Genomic DNA, 22,782 nt, shown 5'->3' with positions numbered 1-22,782 from the left:
AATGCATGATTATGCAATGCATTTTGTTTTTACAAATCTTGACTTGTTTCTGAAAAATATGAACAAACATGATATAATCATTTCACATTTTTATTTTTTTGCAGAAGGAGTCCACTATGACACATACTAAATCACACATTTTAACGGTTATTGACCAATATGCTTCCCGTTTTAAAGAAATTTCATCATACATTGGTGCAAATCCCGAACTTGGCAACGAAGAGTATCTTGCCTCCGCTCGCTTAAAAGAAGAATTAACGTATCATGGCTTCGAAGTAGAAGCACCGATCCTCGGCCTTGATACAGCTTTTATCGGAACTTACACCGCAGCTAAACCTGGGCCAACCATTGCTTTATTGTGCGAATATGATGCCTTACCTGAAATTGGTCATGCCTGTGGTCATCACCTCATCTGTATGATGAGTCTCGGTGCAGCTGTAGGTCTGAAGGCAATCCTCGATGAAGTTGGAGGAACCATTAAAGTGTTCGGTACACCTGCCGAAGAGACGCGTGGTGCCAAAGTTCCTATGGCCGAGGCGGGCATGTTCGATGACTGTGATATTGCCATTATGGCTCACCCTTACTATGCCTTTGAGAGATCAGGAAGCTCGCTCGCGATTGATGCTGTGCAGTTTGAATTCCATGGCAAATCGTCTCATGCTGCTGCTAGTCCGCACGAAGGAATCAATGCACTCGATGCCGTCATCCAGACCTTTAATGGCATTAATGCTTTCCGTCAACAAGTCAAAAGCACAGTTAGAATTCATGGTGTAATCAATCATGGTGGGCAAGCCGCGAATATTATCCCGGATTATGCTTCTGCTCAATTCTATGTACGGGCTGCAACTCGTAAAGAATTGAATGTCCTTACTGAGCGGGTGATTCAAATTGCTGAAGGATCGGCATTGCAGACTGGATGTAAGCTGGTCACGTCCAACTATGAAACTTCTTATGATGAGATGGTTACCAACGAGCGGTTATCAATCACATTCAGCGAAAATTTAGTTCAGCTCGGGATTCCACAAGAAGAGATTGTAAGTGGCAATGATCATGGCTCGATGGACATTGGTAATGTATCCCTTCGTTGTCCAGCGATTCACCCTTACATTCGTGTTGTGGATGAAGTTCATACCTTGCATTCCATTGAATTCCGCGACTTAGCTCTACAGGAACGTGCGCTGGACGGCATGATTCTGGGTGCCAAAGCGCTTGCAACAACAGCTTATGATGTATTAACTCAGCCGGAATTGCTAGAAGAGATCCAGTCCGAGTTTAAGCAACTTGAAGAGGTTGTTCAAAAAGTCCAATTTTGATTACGAAGGATGCGCGAGCGGCATCTCAGCTTCGAATATGGGATTCAGCCGAAATAAGTGGATGCTTACGAAGCTTGTTTCCTTCGGAAACAATGTAGTTGCTCACGTAGTTTTGCCTACGCTCCGCTACTCCATTTCTAGCTTCATCCCATCTTCTCGGTACTGAAAACCGCTCTTTTTGAACACGCAATTAAATATTAATCAGATGAACTAAATCGTACTGCTTAGAGTCTACTCACTCCCTTAGTTAGGAAGTTTAAGAGTAGACTTTTTTCTTTATGTAGCGTATGTATAGAGACCACCAACCTGGAGATGCTGTGAAAAGGATATTGTAAATGTTGAAAATAATGCATGATTTCCACAAATTATGCAAGAAAAACGATTCAACGCTCGCTAACTTGGTTATATACACATACCCTATCTTAAAATTTCAGGAGGTGCTGTCATGCTACTCGAAGCGTTGTACCACGTTCCTCGAGACAAATGGGCTTATGCCTACGATCCGTCTACGATTCATCTGCGTGTGCGCACCAAGAGAGATGATGTACAGTATGTAACTGCACTGACTGGTGACAAATATAATTGGTCAGGAACCTTTAAAGAAATTCAACTTGAGAAGGCTGCCGCGGACAGTATGTTCGATTATTGGGAGATCGCGGTTAAACCAAAGTTCAAGCGAGTATCCTACATATTTCGAATTACATCAGGCTCGGAAAATATTTATTTGGCTGACGATGGCATCCATCATACCCCGCCCTACCCAACTGGAGGATATTACGAGTTCTCTTACATTCATGAAATTGATGTATTCAAGGTACCAGAATGGGCAAAGGAAGCTGTCTTTTATCAAATCATGACCGAGAGGTTCGCGAATGGTAATCCAGATTTGAATCCCGAAGAAACACAACCTTGGGGTGGCACACCTGAACTGGATAATTATTTTGGTGGTGACCTGCAAGGTGTATTGGATCATCTACACGATTTAACCGAGCTAGGCGTTAACGCCATCTACTTCACCCCCCTCTTTCAAGCCAACTCCTACCACAAATACGACACCATTGATTATAAAAAAGTAGATCCGCATTTTGGAGATAATGAATTGCTCAGCCAAGTAGCCGAAGCCTGCCATCGCCGTGGCATTCGCGTTATGCTTGATGCGGTATTCAACCATTGCAGTGAAGACTTCCCCCCTTTTCAGGATGTGCTAAAGCACGGACAAGCTTCCAAGTATGCAGACTGGTTCCACATCAATGAATTCCCCGTACAGATCAAGGATGGTATCCCCTCCTACGACACATTCGGATTTTATGGCAACATGCCCAAATTCAATACAGCTAATCCTGAAGTTAAAGCTTATCTCCTCGACGTCGCTGAATATTGGATCAAAGAAATTAAACTGGATGGATGGCGACTGGATGTCGCAAATGAAGTGGATAATCATTTCTGGCGTGACTTTCGTAAAGTGGTGAAAGCGGCTAATCCTGACGCATATATCGTAGGTGAAGTGTGGAGTGATTCCTTGACCTGGCTCATGGGAGATCAATTCGATTCGGTGATGAATTACCCTTTTGCGGATAAAGTGCTGGAATTCTTCTGTGGGTCGATGGATGGTTACAATTTTGCAAACGAGATGGGGACACTTATTATGCGTTATCCCCAGCAAACGAATGAAGTTATTTTCAATATGTTATGTAGCCACGATACCCCACGTTTGCTATCCAGAAGTGGACAAGATAAACGAAGACTGAAACTTGCGGTTGTTTTCCTTTTCACTTACATTGGAACCCCATGTATTTTTTATGGAGATGAGGTCGGCATAAGTGGTGAAGGTGATCCAGATTGCCGCAAGTGTATGGAGTGGGATCCCGCCAAGCAAGATCGGGAGCTATACGATTTTTACCGACTCATGATCGATTTGCGCAAAAGTAATGAAGCACTTCGCAAAGGTCGGTTTCGCTTCTTAAAGGCAGATCAGCATGACCCCTGTATTGTTTACGAGCGTATGGATGAACGTCTTCATTTTACCGTTTGGATGAACAACACGCCAGAGAATCGTACCCTTTCACATCCTATGGAGACCCGTGATTGGAAAGATGCTTTAACCGAGGAAGAGGTCGTTCCGATCGATGGTATTATGCATATCAAGCTTGATCCCTACGGATACCGTATTTTATATCGACTGCTTGATTTTTAAGAGCGTTAATTCAAGTCCCATCTGTGCAGTAATAAACGAAATGATCCAATGTGCGTAGACTATCTACACATATTGGATCATTTTTTGGTCGCCTTATGAAATGGACAAAGTTTAAATGTTATTCTTCAGTTATTTTATTTTTCAGTTGCAATACTAATACCCCTGTAGATATCCATATATTCTTCGGCAGAGACATCCCAGCTATAGTCACCGCTCATCGCATTTTTTACAATCGTCTTCCAATGCTCCTTATCCCTGTAGAACTCCTCAGCACGGCGAATCGTGTTCATCATATCATGGGCGTTAAAGTTCGTGAACGAGAATCCGTTCCCTTCCCCCGTAAATTCGTTATAAGACTGAACCGTATCATTTAATCCACCTGTTTCGCGCACGAGGGGAATGCTGCCATATCGAAGGGCTAGAAGCTGACTGATGCCACATGGCTCGAATCGTGAAGGCATCAAGAAGAGATCACTTCCTGCATAGAACCGCCTGGACAATCCATCATTGAATGTAATCTGAGCAGACATTTTGAGCGGGAAACGATTGGCTGCCTCTCGGAACCAATGCTCATAATCGGAGTCTCCTGTGCCGAGCACTGCAAACTGAATATCATCGTAATACAGCAGTTCATCAAGCACACGGCAGACGAGATCCAGTCCTTTAGAATCGACAAGACGGGTTACCATAACCATCAGAGGAACGTCTGGACGAACAGGTAGTCCGAGCTCCTTTTGCAGTTCTACTTTGTTCTCCATTTTCTTGGACAGACTTGTTCGATATTTCACTGCAATTTTGTTGTCGGTTGCCGGATTATAGCTGTTGGTATCAATTCCATTTACGATTCCACTGAAGCGATCTCCCAGAGAACTAAGCAACCCATCCAGCCCGTAACCATAATAAGAAGTTTGTACTTCCTGAGCATAGGTTGGGCTTACGGTAGTGACATGATCTGCATAGACAATGCCTGCTTTTAGAAAATTCACATTACCGTAATATTCCACGCCATCCATCGTGAAGTAACGATCATCCAGTTCAAGCAAATCACTGAACAATGAATGTGGAAATACGCCTTGATACAGCAAATTATGTATAGTAAAGACCGTTCGTATCTCACTATAAAACGCATCATGGGCATAATGAGCCTTCAGCAACAGAGGAATCATACCCGCATGCCAATCATGAGTATGTAGTACATCGGGCTTAAACTCCAGAAGAGGCAATACTTCGAGCACAGCTCGGTTGAAGAATGCAAACCGTTCTCCATCATCCATATAACCATACACGCCATCCCGACCAAAATAATATTCGTTGTCGACAAAGTACACCGGGATGCCTTCATATTCCATCATTTCAATTCCGCAATATTGCCTGCGCCAGCCAAGTGGTACATCAGTCACAATAACAGGTTTCATAGCCTCTTTGTATTCATCAGGAATGCCTTTATATTTGGGTAAAATGACCCGAACATCTGCCCCAGCCTTTTGCAAGGCTTGAGGCAAAGCTCCAATCACATCAGCAAGTCCTCCTGTTTTGATAAATGGATGTGCCTCTGCGGCAGCAAATAAAATGTTCACGCCTTTTTCCTCCTTCTTGTTTTGACCGGGGTGTTTACAGTAGGTTCAATCGTTTTCTGACTGACAGAAGTGACTTGGTTCGCTGTCTCATCCGTTTTCCGGCGCGTCGTCTTTTTTAGAATAACCACGCTGAGCGGAGGTAAGACAATTTCGAGACTATGTGGATGCCCGTGAAAAGGAATCTTTTCCGTAGGCAACTGCATATCATTTAGTATACCTGATCCTCCGTAATCGGAATGATCACTGTTCAGAACTTCGGTATACATACCGGGACGCATGACGCCAATCCGGTAACGCTCCCGCTTGACCGGTTGAAAGTTGATGAGCACAAGGAGTGTATCCGCCGGTTTTTTTCCTTTACGAACGTATGAAATGACGCTCTGTGCATGATCATCCGGAGCAATCCATTCATAACCGTCTAAGGAATGATCAAGCTCCCACAACGCTTTCTCGTTGCAGTAAAGCGCAGACAGATCCCGCTCAAATTGGTGAAGGTTGCGGTGACTGTCATAGTCTAGTAAGAACCAGTCCAGTTGATCTTCATCTTTCCATTCGATGAACTGGCCAAACTCTCCTCCCATGAACAACAGTTTTTTACCAGGAAACGTCATAAAGTATCCTAAGAAAGCACGCATCCCATCAAACTTTTGCTCGTACGTTCCTGGCATCTTGTCCAGCAATGACTTTTTGCCATGCACGACCTCATCATGGGACAGAGGAAGCACATAATTTTCAGAGAAGGAGTAGACGACAGGAAATGTGAGCAAATGATGTTTGGATGGACGTTCATGGAAATCAGATTCGATATAATCCAGCGTGTCATTCATCCAGCCCATATTCCATTTGTAGTTAAAGCCTAACCCTCCCACGTCGACCGGAGAGGTCACGAGTGGCCACGCACTTGATTCTTCAGCCATCATTAGTGCATAAGGGTAGTATTGAAACACCGTTTGATTCAATTGCTGGAGAAAGGCTACAGCTTCCTGATTCTCCAATCCCCCATCCCTATTCGGACGGAATTGACCTGGCCCTTTTTCAAAATCAAGTTTCAGCATGCTTGTTACGGCATCTACGCGTAGCCCATCAAAATGATACATTTCCATCCAATACAGAGCATTGGATATTAGGAACGAACAAACTTCAGGTTTAGAGTAATCAAAACTGAGTGTTCCCCAACCCGGCTTCTCTGCTAACAATGGGTCTGAATACTCATATAGTGGTGTTCCATCGAACATTCGCAGACCATGAGCATCTTTGGCAAAATGAGCCGGAACCCAATCAAGCAATACACCAATCCCTGCCTGATGTAGAGTATCTACGAGATACATCAGATCCTTCGGATGTCCATAACGGCTGGTCGGGGCGTAAAAACCCGTATTTTGGTATCCCCAGGAAAGGTCATACGGATGCTCACTTAGGGGCATCATTTCCACATGGGTATATTTCATTTCTAATAAGTAAGGAACTAAAAGATCAGCCATCTCTCGATAGGTATAAAGCGAGCCATCGTCTTTACGCTTCCAAGTTCCAATGTGCATTTCATAAATATGTAAAGGCTTATTGTAGACGCCTCTTTGCTTGCGTCTCCACGCGCCATCATTCCACTTATAACCTTGAATGGAACTCGTTACAGAAGCGGTCTGCGGTCTAACCTCAGCTTCAAAGGCGTATGGATCTGCTTTAAGCAGTTCCGTCCCATCTTCCGTTAATATACGAAATTTGTATAAAGTTCCTTCATGGATTTCAGGAAAAAAACGAGTCCAAAATCCAGAATCGGGTATCTTATATAGAGGATCCTGTTGACCGTTCCATCCATTACGATCTAGAGCCAGCCCTACTTCTTTGGCATTCGGAGCCCATACGGTAAATTGGTACCCCTGACGGCGATCCACGGTCGCAGGCTGTGCACCTAAAATACGATAACTGTGATGAAGGCTTCCTTCATGAAACAAATAAATATCCTCCGGTGAAATAACCGGACTTGTCAATGGTTGAATAGCCAAGAGATCACCTTCTTCCTAAGAAAATAGTCATAACAGCAACCATTACCCCATTCTAGCCAACTTGAAAAGAAAAATGACGCGTTTAAAAAAATGTTGTATATTTTCAGAATTTTTACAGTATATATCGTTTCAATGGCTCCACCTTGCGTTTATGTATCTACTACACTAGAAAAATATCTTGGGAGGGAAACGATCATGTTTAATAAAGATTGCATCGCTATGCTGTTGGCGGGAGGAGAGGGTAAAAGATTAGCCCCCTTAACTTCAAGTATCGCAAAACCCGCTGTACCGTTTGGCGGGCACTACCGTATTATCGATTTTCCTCTCAGCAACTGCGTTAATTCAGGCATCGACACTGTAGGTGTGCTTACGCAGTACCAAGCTGACTCTTTGCACGATCATATTGGTGAAGGAGAACCTTGGAGAATGGGTAATACGGTTGATGCAGGAATATCCCTGCTTCCATCTTATCATACAGGAAATGACGAATACTTGGGAACGGCGGATGCCATTTATAAAAATTTTGACTATATTGACAAACAAAACCCCGAAAATGTGCTGATTTTGTCGGGTGATCATATTTACCATATGAATTATCGCGAAATGTTGGATGCTCACATTGCAAATGGTGCAGCGGCAACCATTTCTGTCATGGAAGTCCCATGGGAGGAAGCACATCGATTCGGTATTATGGCTGCCGATGAGAATTTACGTGTCACTGAATTTGCAGAAAAGCCTGCTGAACCAAAAAGCAACCTGGCTTCTATGGGTATCTATGTGTTTAAGTGGGAGTATCTGAAACGTCATCTGCTAATTGACGCGGCAAACGAACAATCTAGCCATGATTTTGGTAAAGACGTTATTCCACAGATGTTGAATGAGAATAATCCGCTTTACGTGTATAACTTTGATGGCTACTGGAAAGATGTTGGCACGGTGAAAAGCTTGTGGGATGCTCACATGGATCTGCTCCATAACGAAGAGAATTGGAGTCTGCAAAAAGATCACTGGCCAATGTTCACACGCGAGTGGAGAACAAAACCAACTGTGTACAAAGCTCGTAATAGCCGGATCGAGCATCTCTCCTCCTTAATTCATGATTCTTGCGCCATTGAAGGTCACGCAGATCGTTCCGTCATTTTCTGCGGAGCTGAGGTTGGCAAAGGATCTGAAGTTCTTGACAGCGTGGTGATGCCGAATGCTCGCATCGGACGTGGAGTTCACATTGAACGTGCAATTATCGGGGAAGGTGCCATTATTAAAGATGGTGCGATCGTTAAAGGCACTGCGGATGAGATTATGGTTGTTGGACCTTATGAAGTTGTAGCCGCTAAACCGGCTGTACGTACTCAACCTACTCGTATATTTAAAGAAGTTTACGAAAAAACAGGCCGCTTACGTGCCGGAGAGTTGTCCTCATAAGACAGATATAAAAAGGTGGATTCCTCAGGAATCCACCTTTTTTTGTGTTTTTAATTCAGCATTGATCCATCATTAGACTGGATATTCTCTTCATTTTCCTGTTTATCTTCAATGAGCGCTGGTAATGTAATCGTAACGGTTGTACCTGATCCGAGTTCACTTTGCATCGTAATCGTACCTTCATGTAGTTCCACGAGCTCTTGTGTAATGGCAAGTCCAAGCCCTGTTCCCCCGTTCTGATGATTCACCTGGAAGAAACGGTCTCGTACTTTGATTAAGTGCTCCTCACTGATGCCGATCCCAGTATCTTGAATGGCTGCAATGATCTGACCGTTCTCTTCTTTGACGGACAAGTAGATCCATGAGTTCTCATGTGAAAATTTAATCGCATTATCTACAATGTTAAGGAATACCTGCTTCAGTCGGTTGCCATCACCAAATACGTTATATGGATACGTTTCGTCGGCATCCAGCTTCAGATGAATTTGCTTTTGCTCTGCTTTGGCCCAGACATTCAGCATCGTTTCTTGCACAATTTCACGAATGCTGACTGTTCCCTTCACCAGCTTCATCTGATTTTGTTGCAATTTGGAGAAATCAAGCATCTCTTCAACAAGTCCAATTAGACGCTCGGTCTCTTTGGAAATGATACTCATACCGATGCGTGTCTCATCTGGGTCATAACCTCCGGAGTCCAATGTTTCGCTCCAGCCCTTGATACTTGTCAAAGGTGTACGCAGCTCATGTGAGATGGAGGATATGAAGTCATCCTTAATCTGATTACTTCGTACAATTTCATGTGCCATGAAATTCAGTGTAGAAGCCAACTCTCCAAGTTCATGCTTGTAATTACCTTTAACCCTAACATCCAGTCGCCCACGTGCCATCTGAGCAGACACAGCAGTTATATTATTAATCGGACGTACAATGGAATTCGCCATACCGATACTAATAATTAATACGATGGCAAGTACAGCTACACCTACCGCACTAGCTAGTAAACCCATAACCAGCAATTTCGAGTTGACCATAGTGAGTGCCGTCATATATCGGATGACATATGTATGATCTCCACCAAGGTCGAATTTGTGCGAAACAGCCATAATCTGTTCCCCTGTCGAAGGTTCCCTGCCCACCCATCGCCCCATCGCACCATTAAGCGCTACTGAAACATCACTCGTTTGCAGCACAGCACGATCGGATTCAAAAGCTGTGGAGCTTGCCAATACACGTCCATTCAGATCAAGAATCTGCAATTCTGTATTGGATAATTTCAGATTTTCAAGCAATCTAGACAGATTGTTACCATCCTCAGCATTATTTGCGCGCGAGATTGGCTCGAAAAAATCCTTGGAATTCGAGATATGAGTACTTATGGTGTTATAGATGCTATCGTAGTAATATCGCTGCACCGCCAGCATAAATACAAATTCCACCAGCAGCAGAGCAAGAAAAACTACGAAAAAGTAGTGTAATACAATCTGCCGCGTAATACCTTTTTTTATCATTGCTCCCTGCCCTTCCATTTGTACCCGTGACCCCATACAGTTTGCAGGTATTCAGGTTCGGAAGGGTTGTTCTCAATTTTCTGGCGTAAGCGACGTATATTTACATCCACAATTTTGGGGTCACCCATGTACTCTTTGCCCCAGACATGATCCAGCAGCAAATCCCGACTTAGCGGTGTATTTTCCTTCTCTAAGAAAAATTGAATCAATGAGAATTCCGTTGGCGTAAGCTCGATCAGTTCATTTTGTTTCTTAAATTGCTTCGAGATCAGGTCAAGTGAGAATGGACCCGATTGGAAAGTAACCTTAGCCGCTGTCTCCCGGTGCACATTCACACGACGTAGCAAGGACTGAATCCGAGCAATCAGCTCAGTTGGACTGAAAGGCTTGCTCACATGGTCATCTGCTCCGACCGATAAAGCATATACTTTATCCTGTTCCTGTACCTTAGCTGTTAAGAAAATAATACCTAAGCGTTCATTGGTCTCACGAATGCGTCGACAGACTTCGAATCCGTCAATGCCCGGTACCATAACATCCAAAAGCGCCAAGTCAATATCCGGCACGGATTGCAAAATTCGCAGTGCTTCGTGACCATCTCCTGCCTCAAGCACCTCAAATCCATTTCTTTTTAAATTAATGACGATAAAACTGCGGATGGATTCTTCATCTTCTAAAATAAGCACTTTACTCATTTAGTTCGTCCTTTCTGTTCAGTTGCGACATGTTATCTAGTAATCCATCAGTATTCGGTTGGGCTACACGCGAAGCAATAACTCGATCGTTCGTGCGCGTAATTTCTTTCCACCGTTTCCCTTTTTCCTGTTCCCACTGGGACAGTGTAAAGTACTTGATTTCAGCTACCGTTTCATCGGTATCAATCATTTTGAAGCGAATGTATTTTTCCTTTTCGGATCGGGTATCAATGGTGATTTTACCGTACCACTCAGACTTAAGATTCAAATGGAATAAGTCGGCGTCATCCCGATATTGGAATGAAACAAACTCCTTACCGTCCTTGCCATCCCATTGATAGAAGGTATAGAACCACATACGCGAGTCAAAAACGTAATGCTCCCAACCTTTCGGAGTTTCTTTAAGCCCAAATTCAATAATACCATCATTGTTGAAATCACCGCTTAAAATTTTGTCATCTCTATACGTTTGATCCGGAGATTTGAACGCATTCACCAGTTTGTTATCCTTCACATAGATGAGTTGAGAAAATGAACTCTTATCATCCAGCTCGGCATCCAGAACAATCCCCGTCTGATCCTTGGCAATCTGGCCTCCAAGTGCATTATAGATCTCTTTTACTGTATAGTCCGTCTGCAAACGATCCACTTCCTTGAAGCTACCCTCATCGTATTGATACAATGCAATCGTTGCGAATCCACTGCTACTCAGGGATACAATCGTAAAATCACTTTTACCGTCGCCATTCAGGTCAAGTGTGTTGCCTTGTGCATCATCAATAATAAATTGATTGTAGGGTACGCCGCCTAATACCTGTTCCAGCGCACCATTTTTGTAGGAATAAGCCGTTAAGGCCTTTTGATCCTGCAAGCTTACACCCAATATAATATCGGGGTTGCCATCATTCGTAATATCCAGCAGCTTGAAGGATTGTAGCTCACTGCCTGGAACATCAAACGTTAGTTTTTTGACCCATGCGCCGCCCTGTTCCTCCAAAAGCAATCCATGAATCCGAACATTCTCATTCGGCGTTTCATAAAAAGCAATGGCTTCCCTCGTCCCATCTCCATTAAGATCTTCTACACGGATCATGCTGGTATTGCTCAGATCTTTCGGACGAATGAGTTCACTTTCGGGTGGCTGCTCCAGTTGCACAACGTTATATAGTTTTTCTTTATCCGTTGACATCATCGGTTTACGCATCAAAATCTTGGGGTCACTAATTACCGTACATCCGCTTAGTACAGAGCCGAGCAACATTGCTATCGCTCCACCTGCTATCAAGCGTCCCCAACGTGAGTTAAGCAAGTTCATCACTCTTTTCAATAGTTTAAATCATATTTTTTTCTTGCTGCGTCAGCCGCCGTCCACGTATATCAAAAGCAATCTTGCCCTCAGCCAACCCCCAGATCCGCGTCGCGTGTTTCTCTGCGAGTTCAATCGGCAATACCGCAATCACGGTTGCACGTTCTTCTTCACATAATTTACGCAATGTTTCCAGAACAGCGTCGGCTGTATGCGGGTCGAGTCCAATAACAGGTTCATCGGCCAAGATTACTTTAGCACCATGAGCCAATGCTCTCGCAATGGCTACACGTTGCTTCTCTCCACCACTAAGCTTTTCTGCGAGCTGATGCGCTTTATCCAGAAGACCAAGGCTCTCCAAATAATCCATAGCCCCCATATAATCATCTGAACGAACCATACCCGTGACCATTCTCCATACGGGTGTTTGACCTGAACGACCAATCAACACATTTTTGAGTGCTGATCTTCTTGGAAATAATTCAGGATTTTGTTCTAAGTATGCCCATTCACGCTTTATTTTCCGTTTACCGGACATGCCTTCTTTTAATATTTCGGCTCCGTCCACGGTAAACTTACCGCTATCCCATTTTTCCATCATCGCCAGGCATTTAAGCAGCATGCTCTTCCCACTGCCACTCGATCCTACAATAGCGATCATTTCTCCTTGTTGCATATCAAATCGTATATCCCGCAAAACCGGAATTCGGTCCGATCCTACGGATTTACTCAAATTCTCAACTCTGATCATCGCGATGTCTCCCCTTGTCCAAGGTTTTCCCTACTTCATAGTGTACTCGGAAACGGACATCAATTTCCATGCGAACACCAGCTTCTATTCTACCACAGATTGAAGCCCAGGTTTACGTCTAAAGAGCACACCTGCAACTCCAAACAGAAGATACATGCAGCCCATCCAAATAAACATACTTCCTGGTGAGAACCAGTTAATAACCTGACCACCGAGGTTAGGCCCAATAATGCTACCAATCGTGAAATAGAAGGATGCTACGACATTAGCCGCTGGCAGCAGCGATTTTGGCAATATATCTGCTGCATAAGCGAGTCCCAGAGAGAAAAACGATCCAACTAGCCCTCCGGCAATCGTTAGTAATACCAACGTCCACCAGAAATGCGTTCCGGCTGCCGGAATGAGCATAAATGTAATTCCTCCTGCAATACCAGCTGACATGAGCACCTTTTTTCTACCCAATCGATCACTTAATATGCCCAGCGGGAACTGCAGGAACAGTCCACCTATTCCGACAAATGGAAGCAATGATGAAATCTGATTTGCATCCATGCCAATGCGTAGACCGTACACTGGGAAATTACTGTTCATTCCCGCTTCCATATAACCATACAAAAGTGCTGGTATTAACGCATACCATGCCCAGGTCAAACTGCGCCGGAATCGACGTTCTGGCATTTGTCCCTGTTCTACCTTCTCAGGTCTTGAATTCGGAAGCTTCATTAATACAAGCACCAGCACAGCGGCCATACAGATGAAAAGCACCCAGAAAGGAACTGCTTGACCGAATCCCAGCAGCTTGATGCCGAGCGGACCAATACTGAATCCTAATCCATAGGACATGCCGTATAGGGATATGTAACGCCCTCTTTTCTCTGGAGCCGTCACAAGCAGAACCCAGAGCTGGGCGGCATAATGCAGAGCACTATCTCCAACGCCAACGATGAGGCGTAGAATGAACCATATTTTGATATCCGGAAAATAAGGAAATAAGATTAAGGGAATCATAACAAAGATGAGCCCGCCAATGATTAATTTTTTGAAACCAATTGCTCCTAATAAACGCTCTGCCACTAGGGTCATAGCAAACGATCCAACATACAATGCGGCAGCATTAAGTCCATTGAGACCTGGCGATACCCCTTTTTGTTCCAAGAAGATAGACAATACAGGTAGTAGAAGCCCTTGGCTAATGCCTGCCACAACAATAACCGTAATCAAAATCAGGTAGTTGGAGATGGAATGTGACGGTTTAGCTGTATGAATAGATGACACGAAATAATTTCCCTCCTGCAAGCATACAAAGAAAAATCGCCATCGCTGACGACTTTTCGTATGATCCTCATATTCTTTTGCTCAAGCACGGATATCCCGGGACATTGGCCGGGACTTGAACATTATAGTGGACAACGCCGTGCAAAACAAGCCATAATAGTACATAAGTCGCTGTGTATATTAGATGTGACGGGAGGATTCTACATCATATGCCTTATCAAGTTAAAATTGATGTTTCACCGATATATGAGATGCTTAATAGTTTTCTGGTTTATGTCACCAAAAAGTGGATCCAGCATTTGGACGTTGGTCCAGAATGGATCCTTGAGGTCGAAGGCAAACTAAGCTCTAACGTGAGAGCTGCGCTGGCTCCAGCCGCTACGTGGCCTTTTGATGATTTTGACGTATTGTTTGCATGGGCTGCATACCGAAACTGTGATTCAAAGAATCAGGATTTCCTGAACATGCTTTCGGATCTGTCAGAAGAGCAATTATTTGCACAAATTTCCCCTTTACTGCCTTCCATTACAATGGAAGAGTCCACACGGATTCGGGACAGTTATGTTCCGCTTTTGCGCTTGTGGGACGAGCATTATTGCCAGAATATCAGTGAAGATTATCGTACATGGCTCGAAGAGGATGCGGAGGAAAAGCAGATTCTGTTAGACAAAATGGGACCAGAACTGTTAATTGAGTACGCGACAGCAGGTGTCATTGTTGAACCTATGCCTGGACTGAATGAAGTGATTCTGTTTCCAACCATTCATAACCGGCCTATTAATATGTACTGTTTCTATGAAGGCATGATGATTATGCAATATCCGATTGATGCGCCTGAGGAAGATGAGGATCAACCGCCAACCTGCTTGCTGCGATTCACTCATGCTCTGGCTGATCCCGAGAGACTTCGCTTGTTACGTTACGTTTCGGGCGAACCGAAATCACTAGCTGAAATGTGTGAGGAGCTCGATAAGGACGAAGACATGGTCAAAGACCAGGTAATGGCGCTGCGCATCGCGGGCTTGCTGAGAACACATCTTCTTGGAAGCAACCGTAAAGAGAAATATAGTATTCGGCCGGATGGCGTGTCTGAACTGAACATGTTCCTGGAATCCTACATTCGCATATAAATGCATTAAACTGAGGTACCGGCTACAAGGAGTGATTTTGATATGAGCAACACGAAACAACATATTTTGTTTGACCTAGATGATACGCTTGTATATTGTAACAAATACTTCAATCTCATTCTGGGTGAATTCTTCGAAAACATGCAGGAGTGGTTTGACGGTGATGCTCTAACCATTCAACAGATTCGTGAGAAGCAATTAGAGATCGACGTAACCGGGGTTAATAAGGTTGGATTCGCAAGTCACCACTTCCCCCAATCTCTGATTGATACGTATCGCTACTTCTCGCAAAATTTCGCAAGGTCTACCTCCCCCAAAGAGGAGAACTACTTAAGCAAACTTGGCATGAGCGTGTATGATCAAGAGGTGGAACCTTATCCTCATATGGTTGAAACGTTGGAGAACTTACAGTCTGCTGGACATGCCCTCTATCTCTATACAGGTGGGGAAACTGTAATCCAACAACGTAAAATTGATCAGATGAAACTATCTGCATATTTCGGTGATCGCATCTATATACGCCAGCACAAAAACGTTGAAGCTCTGGAAGGCATTCTGTCTTCGGGTACATTTGACCGTACGGCTACGTGGATGATTGGTAACTCCTTACGAACAGATATTATGCCTGCTGTAACGGCTGGAATTCACAGCATATATATTAAGCAGCCTAATGAGTGGCAATACAATATCGTAGAGCTTAAACCTAATCCTGAACGGGCTTTATATACGATTACGGCACTTGAAGAGGTACCCAAAGTTATACAAGAGAATATCGAGCAGCAACAGCAAAAGACCCTTTAATCTTAAAGGGTCTTTTGTGTACTGGTTTTCATAGCACTCATTTATTGTAATGCACTCATTACCTATGTTTCTTTAATCGGCACCAGAGAGTCCAAAAGCAGATCTGTTACGTGTCTACCTTCTCGGCTGTCAGTTTACCTGTGAGCACGTCCTGCAACACAATACGAGCTTTGACCGTACTACCGTCTTTTCGTTTGAAGGCCAGCACTTGTGTGCTTCCTTTGTCGATCAACGCTTTCAGCATTGTGCTTGTTATTTTTTTGCCGATGTATTCTTTCCAGATGACAAAGCCACAGCCTTCCTTAAATCGTGTGCATCCATAACCTTTCTTACCTTCAATGATCTGACCCGTACAACCAGGTGCAGGACACGAAGCCAACAGCTCACGAGCGCCAGACGGACTAGAAGCTGAAACGGTTGTCTTAGACTTTGCTGCTACTGTGCCAGTTGCGCTACGGCCGTTGCCGGAAGCTCCAGAAGATGCACGTGAAGTTGATGCAGAAGAACCCGCCGCTGCTGTAGTTGAAGATTTAGCACCGCTCCCTTTGCTTCTAGCACCCTTTCCTTTTCCTCGACCGCCACGAGTGTCTTCACCGAATGCATCTGCTGGTGCAGGAGCCTGCACCTTAACCTTATCAATAATCGACATGGTAAATTTCTTCACGTTCTCCATAAACTTGTCTTGACCTGCTTCTCCTTTGGAGATTTGGTACAATCTTCGTTCCCATTGCCCTGTCATTTCTGGAGACGTTAAGAGGTCTACACCTGCTCGCCGGATTAATTCGATGGCCGTTCGCCCTTTGAGCGTAAGTTGCATCTTTTTGCCCTGCATGGTGATATAACCGACATTTTTGAGCCGCTCAATCGTAGCAGCCCGCGTTGCAGGTGTTCCTAACCCACTGTCTTTCATGGCATCACGTAGCTCTTCATTCTCAATCTGCTTGCCGGCACTTTCCATCGCCTTGAGCAATGTACCTTCGGTATAACTCTTGGGAGGCTGGGTAGCCTTCTCCTTAAACTCACTCTTCGTGCATTGAACTGGTAATTCAGGTTGAACGGAGAAGGACTTGTCCGTCCACTCCTCTGCTTCCTCTTCTTCATTATTATTCTTCTTGGTTTTCTTCTTCCCAGTGCCACCCTGTTCCTGATCTGATGAAGAAAGCACCACTTTCCACCCCAATGATAATAACTCCTTCACAGACGTTTTGAACTGATGTTGTTCAACCTCTGTCAGTACAGTGTGCTGTTTATACTCGGCTGGTGGGTAGAAATGAGATAAGAAACGTCTAACGATCAGATCATAGATGTTCTGTTCATCCTTGGATAACGTACCCGGTCGCTTCAACGTTGGCAAAATTGCATGGTGATCCTCAACCCGTGACGGGTTACAGACCCCTTTATTGTTTTTGTGCACCAATTCTGGCTTAGCTCCTTGAGCTAGCTCGCTATACGTTCCATTTTTCAATAGATTCAGTGTTTTGTGCATACCTTCGATATTCTGTTCCGTTACATAGTTAGAGTTCGTCCGTGGATAAGAGATCACCTTATGCTTTTCATATAAGGCTTGCGCAATATCCAACGTTTTCTTCGCACCGTAACCAAACTTCGCATTAGCCTCACGCTGTAAAAGTGTAAGATCATACAAGCGATAGGGATATTCCTTCGTTTGTTTCGCTTCATATTTGGTGATACGTCCTGTTTTGCCCTTCACACTGGCTGCAATAGCCTCCGCTGCCTCTGGATCAGTGAGCTTGTCTCCTTGCCGCAAACCACGATATTCAACACCTTCCTGACGAAACCAAGCCGCCACTTCATAAAAGGTCTGCGACTGAAAAGCCTCAATCTCGATTTCCCGGTCATAGATCAGTGCGAGTACTGGTGTCTGAACACGTCCAACAGACAACAAGGCATTGTGACGCGTCGTGAAAGCACGCGAAGCGTTCATTCCGATCAGCCAATCCGCCTCGCTTCGTGCACGAGCAGCATGTGTTAGATTATCAAATTCCGATGCATCCTTCAGTCCATCAAAACCTTTTTGAATACTTGCGGCAGTCAGATCTGATATCCATAACCGTTTAACCGGTTGACGAAGTTTCAATTGCTGCTGAATCAGTGCGAAGATATATTGACCCTCACGCCCTGCGTCACATGCATTTACAATAGCTGAGGCGCGTTTGGAAAGTTCTCCGATGATCTTCAATTGATCCTTCGTTTTTGGGTTAGGAACGATTTTGAACTGATCCGGAATGATCGGAAGATCAGCAATGTTCCATCGCTTGTACTTCGTATCATATGCATCTGGTTCAGCCAGCCCGAGCAAATGACCAATCGCCCAAGTAATAATATAATGCTCCCCTTCAAGGTAGCTGCGATTGTTCTTGGCCTTTGGTTCTATGACGGCAGCAATGGTTCGACCCATATCAGGTTTCTCCGCTATAACCAGTGTCTTCATCCGTCCATCTCTCCTCCTTCACCGTCCGCATGACGGCAAAAAGGGGCCTTCCGCCCACGGAAGCCCCTTGCTTCTGAAACATATTATATCAGATTTTGAGTCCGGGAGCATCCCTCCACGGTTGAATTAACCTGCAGCCGGCTCATTTAAAGCTCGTTTTTGTCTACACTCCTTGCATACGCCTTGAAAATCAAGTCGATGATCCGTAACAGCAAATCCATATTGCCGCTCAATTTGCTGTTCTAAACGAAGCAGACCATCCTCCATAATCTCCTCTACACTGCCACAGTCTGTACAAATGAGATGGTGATGATGATGAGAGCCGTCCGTGCTGCGTAGATCAAACCGCGCAGCTCCATCTCCAAAATTAATTTTCTCGACCACTTGCAGATCACTCAGCAATTCAAGTGTGCGATATACGGTGGCAAGGCCAATCTCAGGGAATTGTTCCTTCACAAGCAAGAAGACTTCTTCGGCGCTAAAATGATCCTTTTCATGTTCAAGTAAAACACGAACGGTCACTTCACGCTGCTGAGTCAACTTGTACCCTTTCTCAACCAATTGTTTCTTAATATCAGAAATCTGGTCTGAAATGCATTTGTCCCGGTTCGTTGCCATAGTTGGTTGCACCTCCAAATGTTATATGTTCACGTCATTGATATTCATATTTAAAAAAACTCTTATTTATAATTATTATAATATAATAATAAATCTTTAGGGGATAAAAAGCAATGCTCTACCTCACACTTACACTAAAAAAACGTAGATAAAAAACAAATAAATAACCCCCGCCATAATGGCGAGGGTTGAAATTACGCTATCAATTATACGAGAACTGTAGCTCCCATCAAATACTTATCAACTTCACGAGCCGCTTCGCGACCTTCATTGATTGCCCATACAACAAGACTTTGTCCACGACGCATGTCGCCTGCTGCAAATACTTTGTCAACGTTCGTGTTGTATTTGCCATAGCGAGCTTTAACATTAGTACGACGATCTGTTGCAAGTCCCAATTGTTCTACCAGAGTCTGTTCTGGTCCATCAAAACCGATCGCAATCATCGCCATTTGAGCAGGGAAAACGCGCTCTGTTCCAGGGATTGGTTGATAGATTTTGCGGCCTGTCTCATCTACGATACGCTCAATCTGAACGGTATGCAGCTCTTTCAAGTTGCCTTCTTCATCACCAACAAATTTCGTTGTCATGATGGAGAATTCACGCGGATCTTGACCAAACAACGCTTTGGCTTCTTCTTGAGCGTAATCTAATGTGTACACATTAGGGAACTGTGGCCAAGGGTTATTGATGCGGTCACGCTCCATAGGTGCTTGAGTGTGAGTACCAAATTGTGTAATGGTACGACAACCATGACGAAGCGATGTAGCTACGCAGTCAGAGCCTGTGTCTCCGCCACCAATAACGATAACATCTTTGTCTTGTGCAGACAGATAGTTGCCATCTTCCAAATTAGAATCCAAATAGCTCTTAATGCTGCTATTGAGGAAGTCCATAGCGTAGTGTACGCCTTTCAGGTCACTACCTTCAATGTTGAATTCACGTGGTTTGGTTGCGCCACCACACAATACAACAGCATCATAATCGTCTACTAACTGCTGTGCAGGAATGTCTTTACCGATCTCTGTATTTGTAATGAATTGAACGCCTTCAGCTTCAAGCAAGTCCACACGACGTTGAACTACTTTTTTGTCCAATTTCATTGTTGGAATACCGTACATCAACAAACCACCAACACGATCAGAACGCTCGTATACTGTTACTGTGTGACCTGCTTTGTTCAATTGAGCTGCAGTAGCAAGTCCTGCTGGACCCGAACCAACAACAGCTACACGTTTACCCGTGCGTTTCTCTGGAGGTTGGGGAACTACCCATCCTTCTTCAAAACCTTTTTCAATAATCGCTTCTTCTATCGTTTTAATCGTTACAGGCTGACCAATCAATCCAACGGTACAAGATCCTTCACAAGGAGCTGGACATACACGACCTGTAAATTCAGGGAAATTGTTCGTTTTGTGAAGACGCTCAAGTGCTTCTCTCCACAATCCACGGTAGACAAGGTTGTTCCATTCCGGAATCAGGTTGTGCACGGGGCATCCTGATGTGCCACCAATCATATCTATACCTGTATGGCAATACGGGGTACCACAATCCATGCATCGTGCACCTTGTGTTCTGAGCTCTTCTTCCGCCATATGTTTATGAAACTCTTCCCAATCCTTAATCCGCTCGGCTGGCTCGCGATCCGCTGGCAATTGCCGTTTGTATTCCATAAATCCAGTAGGTGTAGACATCTTACGTTTTCCCCCATCCGTTCTTGTCTTAATCCCTTCATCTGCACGATTCTATATGAAATGGATTACTCTTGATCTGCGTTTTTTGTCTATTGTATCACAAAATCTTCTCGAAGATATTTCAATTATAGTAGCATTTCGACATCTGAATATTAAATGGATTATCCGCATAATTATTTGTATTTTATACATCATATCGTCTGAATCTATTCATGGTCAATCCCCTAATTTTGGTGCAAAATGAGTTTTTTCAATGTACAAACAGGCGTGTGTTAGCCATTTCAAAGTTCAGAACGTCACGTAAATGTCAGATAATTTACCATAAAAATCAACTTATTTGCTCATAACTGATGCTTATTTCCGAATATTACACTTGTTTTAGGGCTTTACAACGTTGAATCCCTACAACTTTTACACTTTTTGTCTTATGAATGCAGATCTATATGTATATTATACATAATCCCCCATGCAATATGTTACATAAATGTTATATACCATTTTCTGCAGATTAAAAATGTTCTGTAAAAATGAAAAAAAACGCTGTTCACGAATATTTCGGAATCAGCGCCTCAACTTTTTTCATAAATTCACTTCAAAACGTATTACAACGAATGAAACAACGTTCAATGTTATTGTTTACGTTCGTAAAACTCAAAGGTAAAAGCATGGACATTTTTTTCATCCTGCTCACCTTCAATTTGTTTAATAAGCTCCCATTCAGACCAATTCACTTCAGGGAAGAACGTATCTCCCTCAAAGTGTTCGTGAATCTTGGTTACGACGAGACGATCGGCGAACGGTAAAAATTCACGATATACCTGTGAACCACCAATAACGCACAGTTCTTCCCCTTTAGTAACACTTAGACCCTCTTCGATGGTGTGTACCACTTCAGCTTGCTCTGCTTTGTAGTCTAAGTCTCTAGTTACAACTATATTACGACGTTTAGGAAGTGGTTTGCCGCCAAAAGATTCCCACGTATTTCGTCCCATAATAATGGTTTTGTTCAGCGTTTGTTGTTTAAAAAAGGCCATATCCTTGGGTAGATGCCATGGCAACGAATTATCTAGGCCAATCACGCCGTTCTCTCCCATTGCCCATATAAGATCAATGCTCAAAGGTTATACACTCCTTCAATCCAAAATCAAAATTGATTCCGCTACTGCATGTTTATACTGCAATTGGAGCTTTAATGCCTGGATGGTGCTGATAGTTCTCGAATTCGAAATCTTCAAACTCATAGTCAAAAATGGATTCTGGCTTGCGTTTAATCACCAATTTAGGCAATGCAAAAGGTTCACGCGTCAGTTGAGTTTTGACCTGCTCTACATGGTTTGAATAGATGTGCACATCTCCACCTGACCAGATGAATTCACCCACTTCAAGGTCACATTGCTGCGCAATCATATGGGTCAGGAGCGCATAACTGGCAATGTTAAACGGCAACCCGAGGAACGTATCCACTGAACGCATCGTAAGCATACATGATAATTTACCCTCTGCAACATAAAACTGAAACGCGAAATGACATGGAGGAAGCTTCATGTGGTTAATCTCGGCCACATTCCACGCACTTACAAGGTGACGTCTGGAATCCGGGTTGTTTTTGATCGAATCAATAACAGCCGCAATCTGGTCAATCTTCTCCCCGTTTGGCGCTTCCCACGTACGCCACTGTGAGCCATAGACAGGTCCTAGATCACCATTTTCATCTGCCCAATCATCCCAGATCTTCACACCGTTTTCTTTCAAATAAGCGATGTTTGTATCGCCACTCAAAAACCACAAAAGCTCATGGATTACCGATTTGAGATGAATTCGTTTCGTTGTTACAAGTGGAAATCCTTCTGATAGATCATAACGGAGCTGTCTGCCAAATACAGATTGTGTTCCCGTTCCCGTACGATCTCCTTTGTGTACGCCATTGTCTAATATATCTTGTAATAAATCGAGATAGTTTTTCAAATTGATTTCCCCTCGCATCTCTATATATGTTGCCACTCAATTCCAGTTTGACTTGAATTACATCATGTCTGAACATCT

The 22,782-nt window shown here is 43.8% G+C and carries 17 protein-coding genes; 5 read left to right on the top strand and 12 right to left on the bottom strand.

From position 1 onward, the window contains the following. The first annotated feature begins 116 nt into the window (after positions 1–116). A complete protein-coding gene (locus tag M3636_RS05880; RefSeq protein WP_251381532.1) occupies positions 117–1,313 on the top strand; it encodes a M20 family metallopeptidase in 1,197 nt (398 codons plus the stop codon). Positions 1,314–1,758: 445 nt separating this feature from the next. Next, on the top strand, positions 1,759–3,507 hold the full coding sequence (locus M3636_RS05875; protein WP_145410256.1) for an alpha-glycosidase: 1,749 nt from the start codon (positions 1,759–1,761) through the stop codon (positions 3,505–3,507). A gap of 134 nt (positions 3,508–3,641) precedes the next feature. Here M3636_RS05875 and glgA read toward each other — a convergent pair whose 3' ends face one another. Continuing rightward, complete coding sequence (glgA, locus tag M3636_RS05870) at positions 3,642–5,084, bottom strand: glycogen synthase GlgA (RefSeq protein WP_145410258.1); 1,443 nt, start codon at positions 5,082–5,084, stop codon at positions 3,642–3,644. Then, positions 5,081–7,087, bottom strand: a complete 2,007-nt coding sequence (glgB, locus tag M3636_RS05865; RefSeq protein ID WP_251381531.1) for a 1,4-alpha-glucan branching protein GlgB — start codon at positions 7,085–7,087, stop codon at positions 5,081–5,083. Before glgB ends, glgA begins: the two co-directional genes overlap by 4 nt. 195 nt (positions 7,088–7,282) lie before the next feature. Here glgB and M3636_RS05860 point away from each other — a divergent pair, with 195 nt between their 5' ends. Continuing rightward, the gene (locus tag M3636_RS05860) at positions 7,283–8,509 is read left to right on the top strand and encodes a glucose-1-phosphate adenylyltransferase (RefSeq protein ID WP_128101766.1); all 1,227 of its coding nucleotides are present in this window, start codon (positions 7,283–7,285) and stop codon (positions 8,507–8,509) included. Between the two features lie 50 nt (positions 8,510–8,559). On the opposite strand, the gene M3636_RS05855 is transcribed toward M3636_RS05860, so the two are convergent. From M3636_RS05855 to M3636_RS05835, 5 genes are all read right to left on the bottom strand, one after another. Further along, positions 8,560–10,017 carry a sensor histidine kinase gene (locus M3636_RS05855; protein WP_145410264.1) on the bottom strand — a complete coding sequence of 486 codons (1,458 nt, stop codon included), beginning with the start codon at positions 10,015–10,017 and terminating at the stop codon, positions 8,560–8,562. Further along, positions 10,014–10,712, bottom strand: coding sequence for a response regulator transcription factor (locus M3636_RS05850; RefSeq protein ID WP_056690105.1), 699 nt, complete (start codon positions 10,710–10,712; stop codon positions 10,014–10,016). Before M3636_RS05850 ends, M3636_RS05855 begins: the two co-directional genes overlap by 4 nt. After that, entirely contained in the window at positions 10,705–12,021 is a 1,317-nt protein-coding gene (locus tag M3636_RS05845; RefSeq protein WP_128101764.1) for a hypothetical protein, read from the bottom strand. The genes M3636_RS05850 and M3636_RS05845 overlap by 8 nt, the downstream gene beginning before the upstream one ends. 22 nt (positions 12,022–12,043) lie before the next feature. Further along, on the bottom strand, positions 12,044–12,769 hold the full coding sequence (locus M3636_RS05840) for a phosphonate ABC transporter ATP-binding protein (RefSeq protein WP_251381530.1): 726 nt from the start codon (positions 12,767–12,769) through the stop codon (positions 12,044–12,046). An 84-nt stretch (positions 12,770–12,853) separates the two neighbouring features. After that, complete coding sequence (locus M3636_RS05835; RefSeq protein WP_128101762.1) at positions 12,854–14,044, bottom strand: MFS transporter; 1,191 nt, start codon at positions 14,042–14,044, stop codon at positions 12,854–12,856. A 209-nt stretch (positions 14,045–14,253) separates the two neighbouring features. On the opposite strand from M3636_RS05835, the gene M3636_RS05830 reads away from it, so the two are divergent. Beyond that, positions 14,254–15,174, top strand: coding sequence for an ArsR/SmtB family transcription factor (locus tag M3636_RS05830; RefSeq protein ID WP_251381529.1), 921 nt, complete (start codon positions 14,254–14,256; stop codon positions 15,172–15,174). 42 nt (positions 15,175–15,216) lie between these two features. After that, the gene (locus tag M3636_RS05825; protein WP_251381528.1) at positions 15,217–15,975 is read left to right on the top strand and encodes an HAD family hydrolase; all 759 of its coding nucleotides are present in this window, start codon (positions 15,217–15,219) and stop codon (positions 15,973–15,975) included. Positions 15,976–16,081: 106 nt separating this feature from the next. On the opposite strand, the gene M3636_RS05820 is transcribed toward M3636_RS05825, so the two are convergent. The 5 genes from M3636_RS05820 to thyA form a co-directional block, all read right to left on the bottom strand. Beyond that, complete coding sequence (locus tag M3636_RS05820) at positions 16,082–18,427, bottom strand: type IA DNA topoisomerase (RefSeq protein ID WP_128101760.1); 2,346 nt, start codon at positions 18,425–18,427, stop codon at positions 16,082–16,084. Positions 18,428–18,553: 126 nt separating this feature from the next. After that, positions 18,554–19,045, bottom strand: coding sequence for a ferric iron uptake transcriptional regulator (gene fur / locus M3636_RS05815; protein WP_285858534.1), 492 nt, complete (start codon positions 19,043–19,045; stop codon positions 18,554–18,556). A 206-nt stretch (positions 19,046–19,251) separates the two neighbouring features. Beyond that, positions 19,252–20,739 carry a glutamate synthase subunit beta gene (locus tag M3636_RS05810; RefSeq protein WP_145047159.1) on the bottom strand — a complete coding sequence of 496 codons (1,488 nt, stop codon included), beginning with the start codon at positions 20,737–20,739 and terminating at the stop codon, positions 19,252–19,254. A 629-nt stretch (positions 20,740–21,368) separates the two neighbouring features. After that, entirely contained in the window at positions 21,369–21,857 is a 489-nt protein-coding gene (locus M3636_RS05805; protein ID WP_285858533.1) for a dihydrofolate reductase, read from the bottom strand. A gap of 52 nt (positions 21,858–21,909) precedes the next feature. Beyond that, positions 21,910–22,704: a thymidylate synthase gene (gene thyA / locus M3636_RS05800; protein ID WP_145410280.1), complete on the bottom strand. Its 795-nt coding sequence runs from the start codon at positions 22,702–22,704 to the stop codon at positions 21,910–21,912. Between the last annotated feature and the right edge of the window lie 78 nt (positions 22,705–22,782).

Source organism: Paenibacillus sp. MER 99-2, from assembly GCF_023714095.1.
In the GTDB taxonomy this organism is placed as follows: Bacteria; Bacillota; Bacilli; order Paenibacillales; family Paenibacillaceae; genus Paenibacillus.
Note: the sequence above shows the minus strand (reverse complement) of the source record. Positions and strands in the feature narration are given on the sequence as shown.

What these genes read in the sequence shown, in the direction of transcription:
- M3636_RS05830 (WP_251381529.1), top strand. Translation starts at nt 14,254, where the DNA reads ATGCCTTATCAAGTTAAAATTGATGTTTCACCGATATATGAGATGCTT.
- M3636_RS05810 (WP_145047159.1), bottom strand. Translation starts at nt 20,739, where the DNA reads ATGTCTACACCTACTGGATTTATGGAATACAAACGGCAATTGCCAGCG.
- M3636_RS05875 (WP_145410256.1), top strand. Translation starts at nt 1,759, where the DNA reads ATGCTACTCGAAGCGTTGTACCACGTTCCTCGAGACAAATGGGCTTAT.
- M3636_RS05855 (WP_145410264.1), bottom strand. Translation starts at nt 10,017, where the DNA reads ATGATAAAAAAAGGTATTACGCGGCAGATTGTATTACACTACTTTTTC.
- fur (WP_285858534.1), bottom strand. Translation starts at nt 19,045, where the DNA reads ATGGCAACGAACCGGGACAAATGCATTTCAGACCAGATTTCTGATATT.
- M3636_RS05880 (WP_251381532.1), top strand. Translation starts at nt 117, where the DNA reads ATGACACATACTAAATCACACATTTTAACGGTTATTGACCAATATGCT.
- M3636_RS05840 (WP_251381530.1), bottom strand. Translation starts at nt 12,769, where the DNA reads ATGATCAGAGTTGAGAATTTGAGTAAATCCGTAGGATCGGACCGAATT.
- M3636_RS05860 (WP_128101766.1), top strand. Translation starts at nt 7,283, where the DNA reads ATGTTTAATAAAGATTGCATCGCTATGCTGTTGGCGGGAGGAGAGGGT.
- M3636_RS05850 (WP_056690105.1), bottom strand. Translation starts at nt 10,712, where the DNA reads ATGAGTAAAGTGCTTATTTTAGAAGATGAAGAATCCATCCGCAGTTTT.
- M3636_RS05825 (WP_251381528.1), top strand. Translation starts at nt 15,217, where the DNA reads ATGAGCAACACGAAACAACATATTTTGTTTGACCTAGATGATACGCTT.
- M3636_RS05820 (WP_128101760.1), bottom strand. Translation starts at nt 18,427, where the DNA reads ATGAAGACACTGGTTATAGCGGAGAAACCTGATATGGGTCGAACCATT.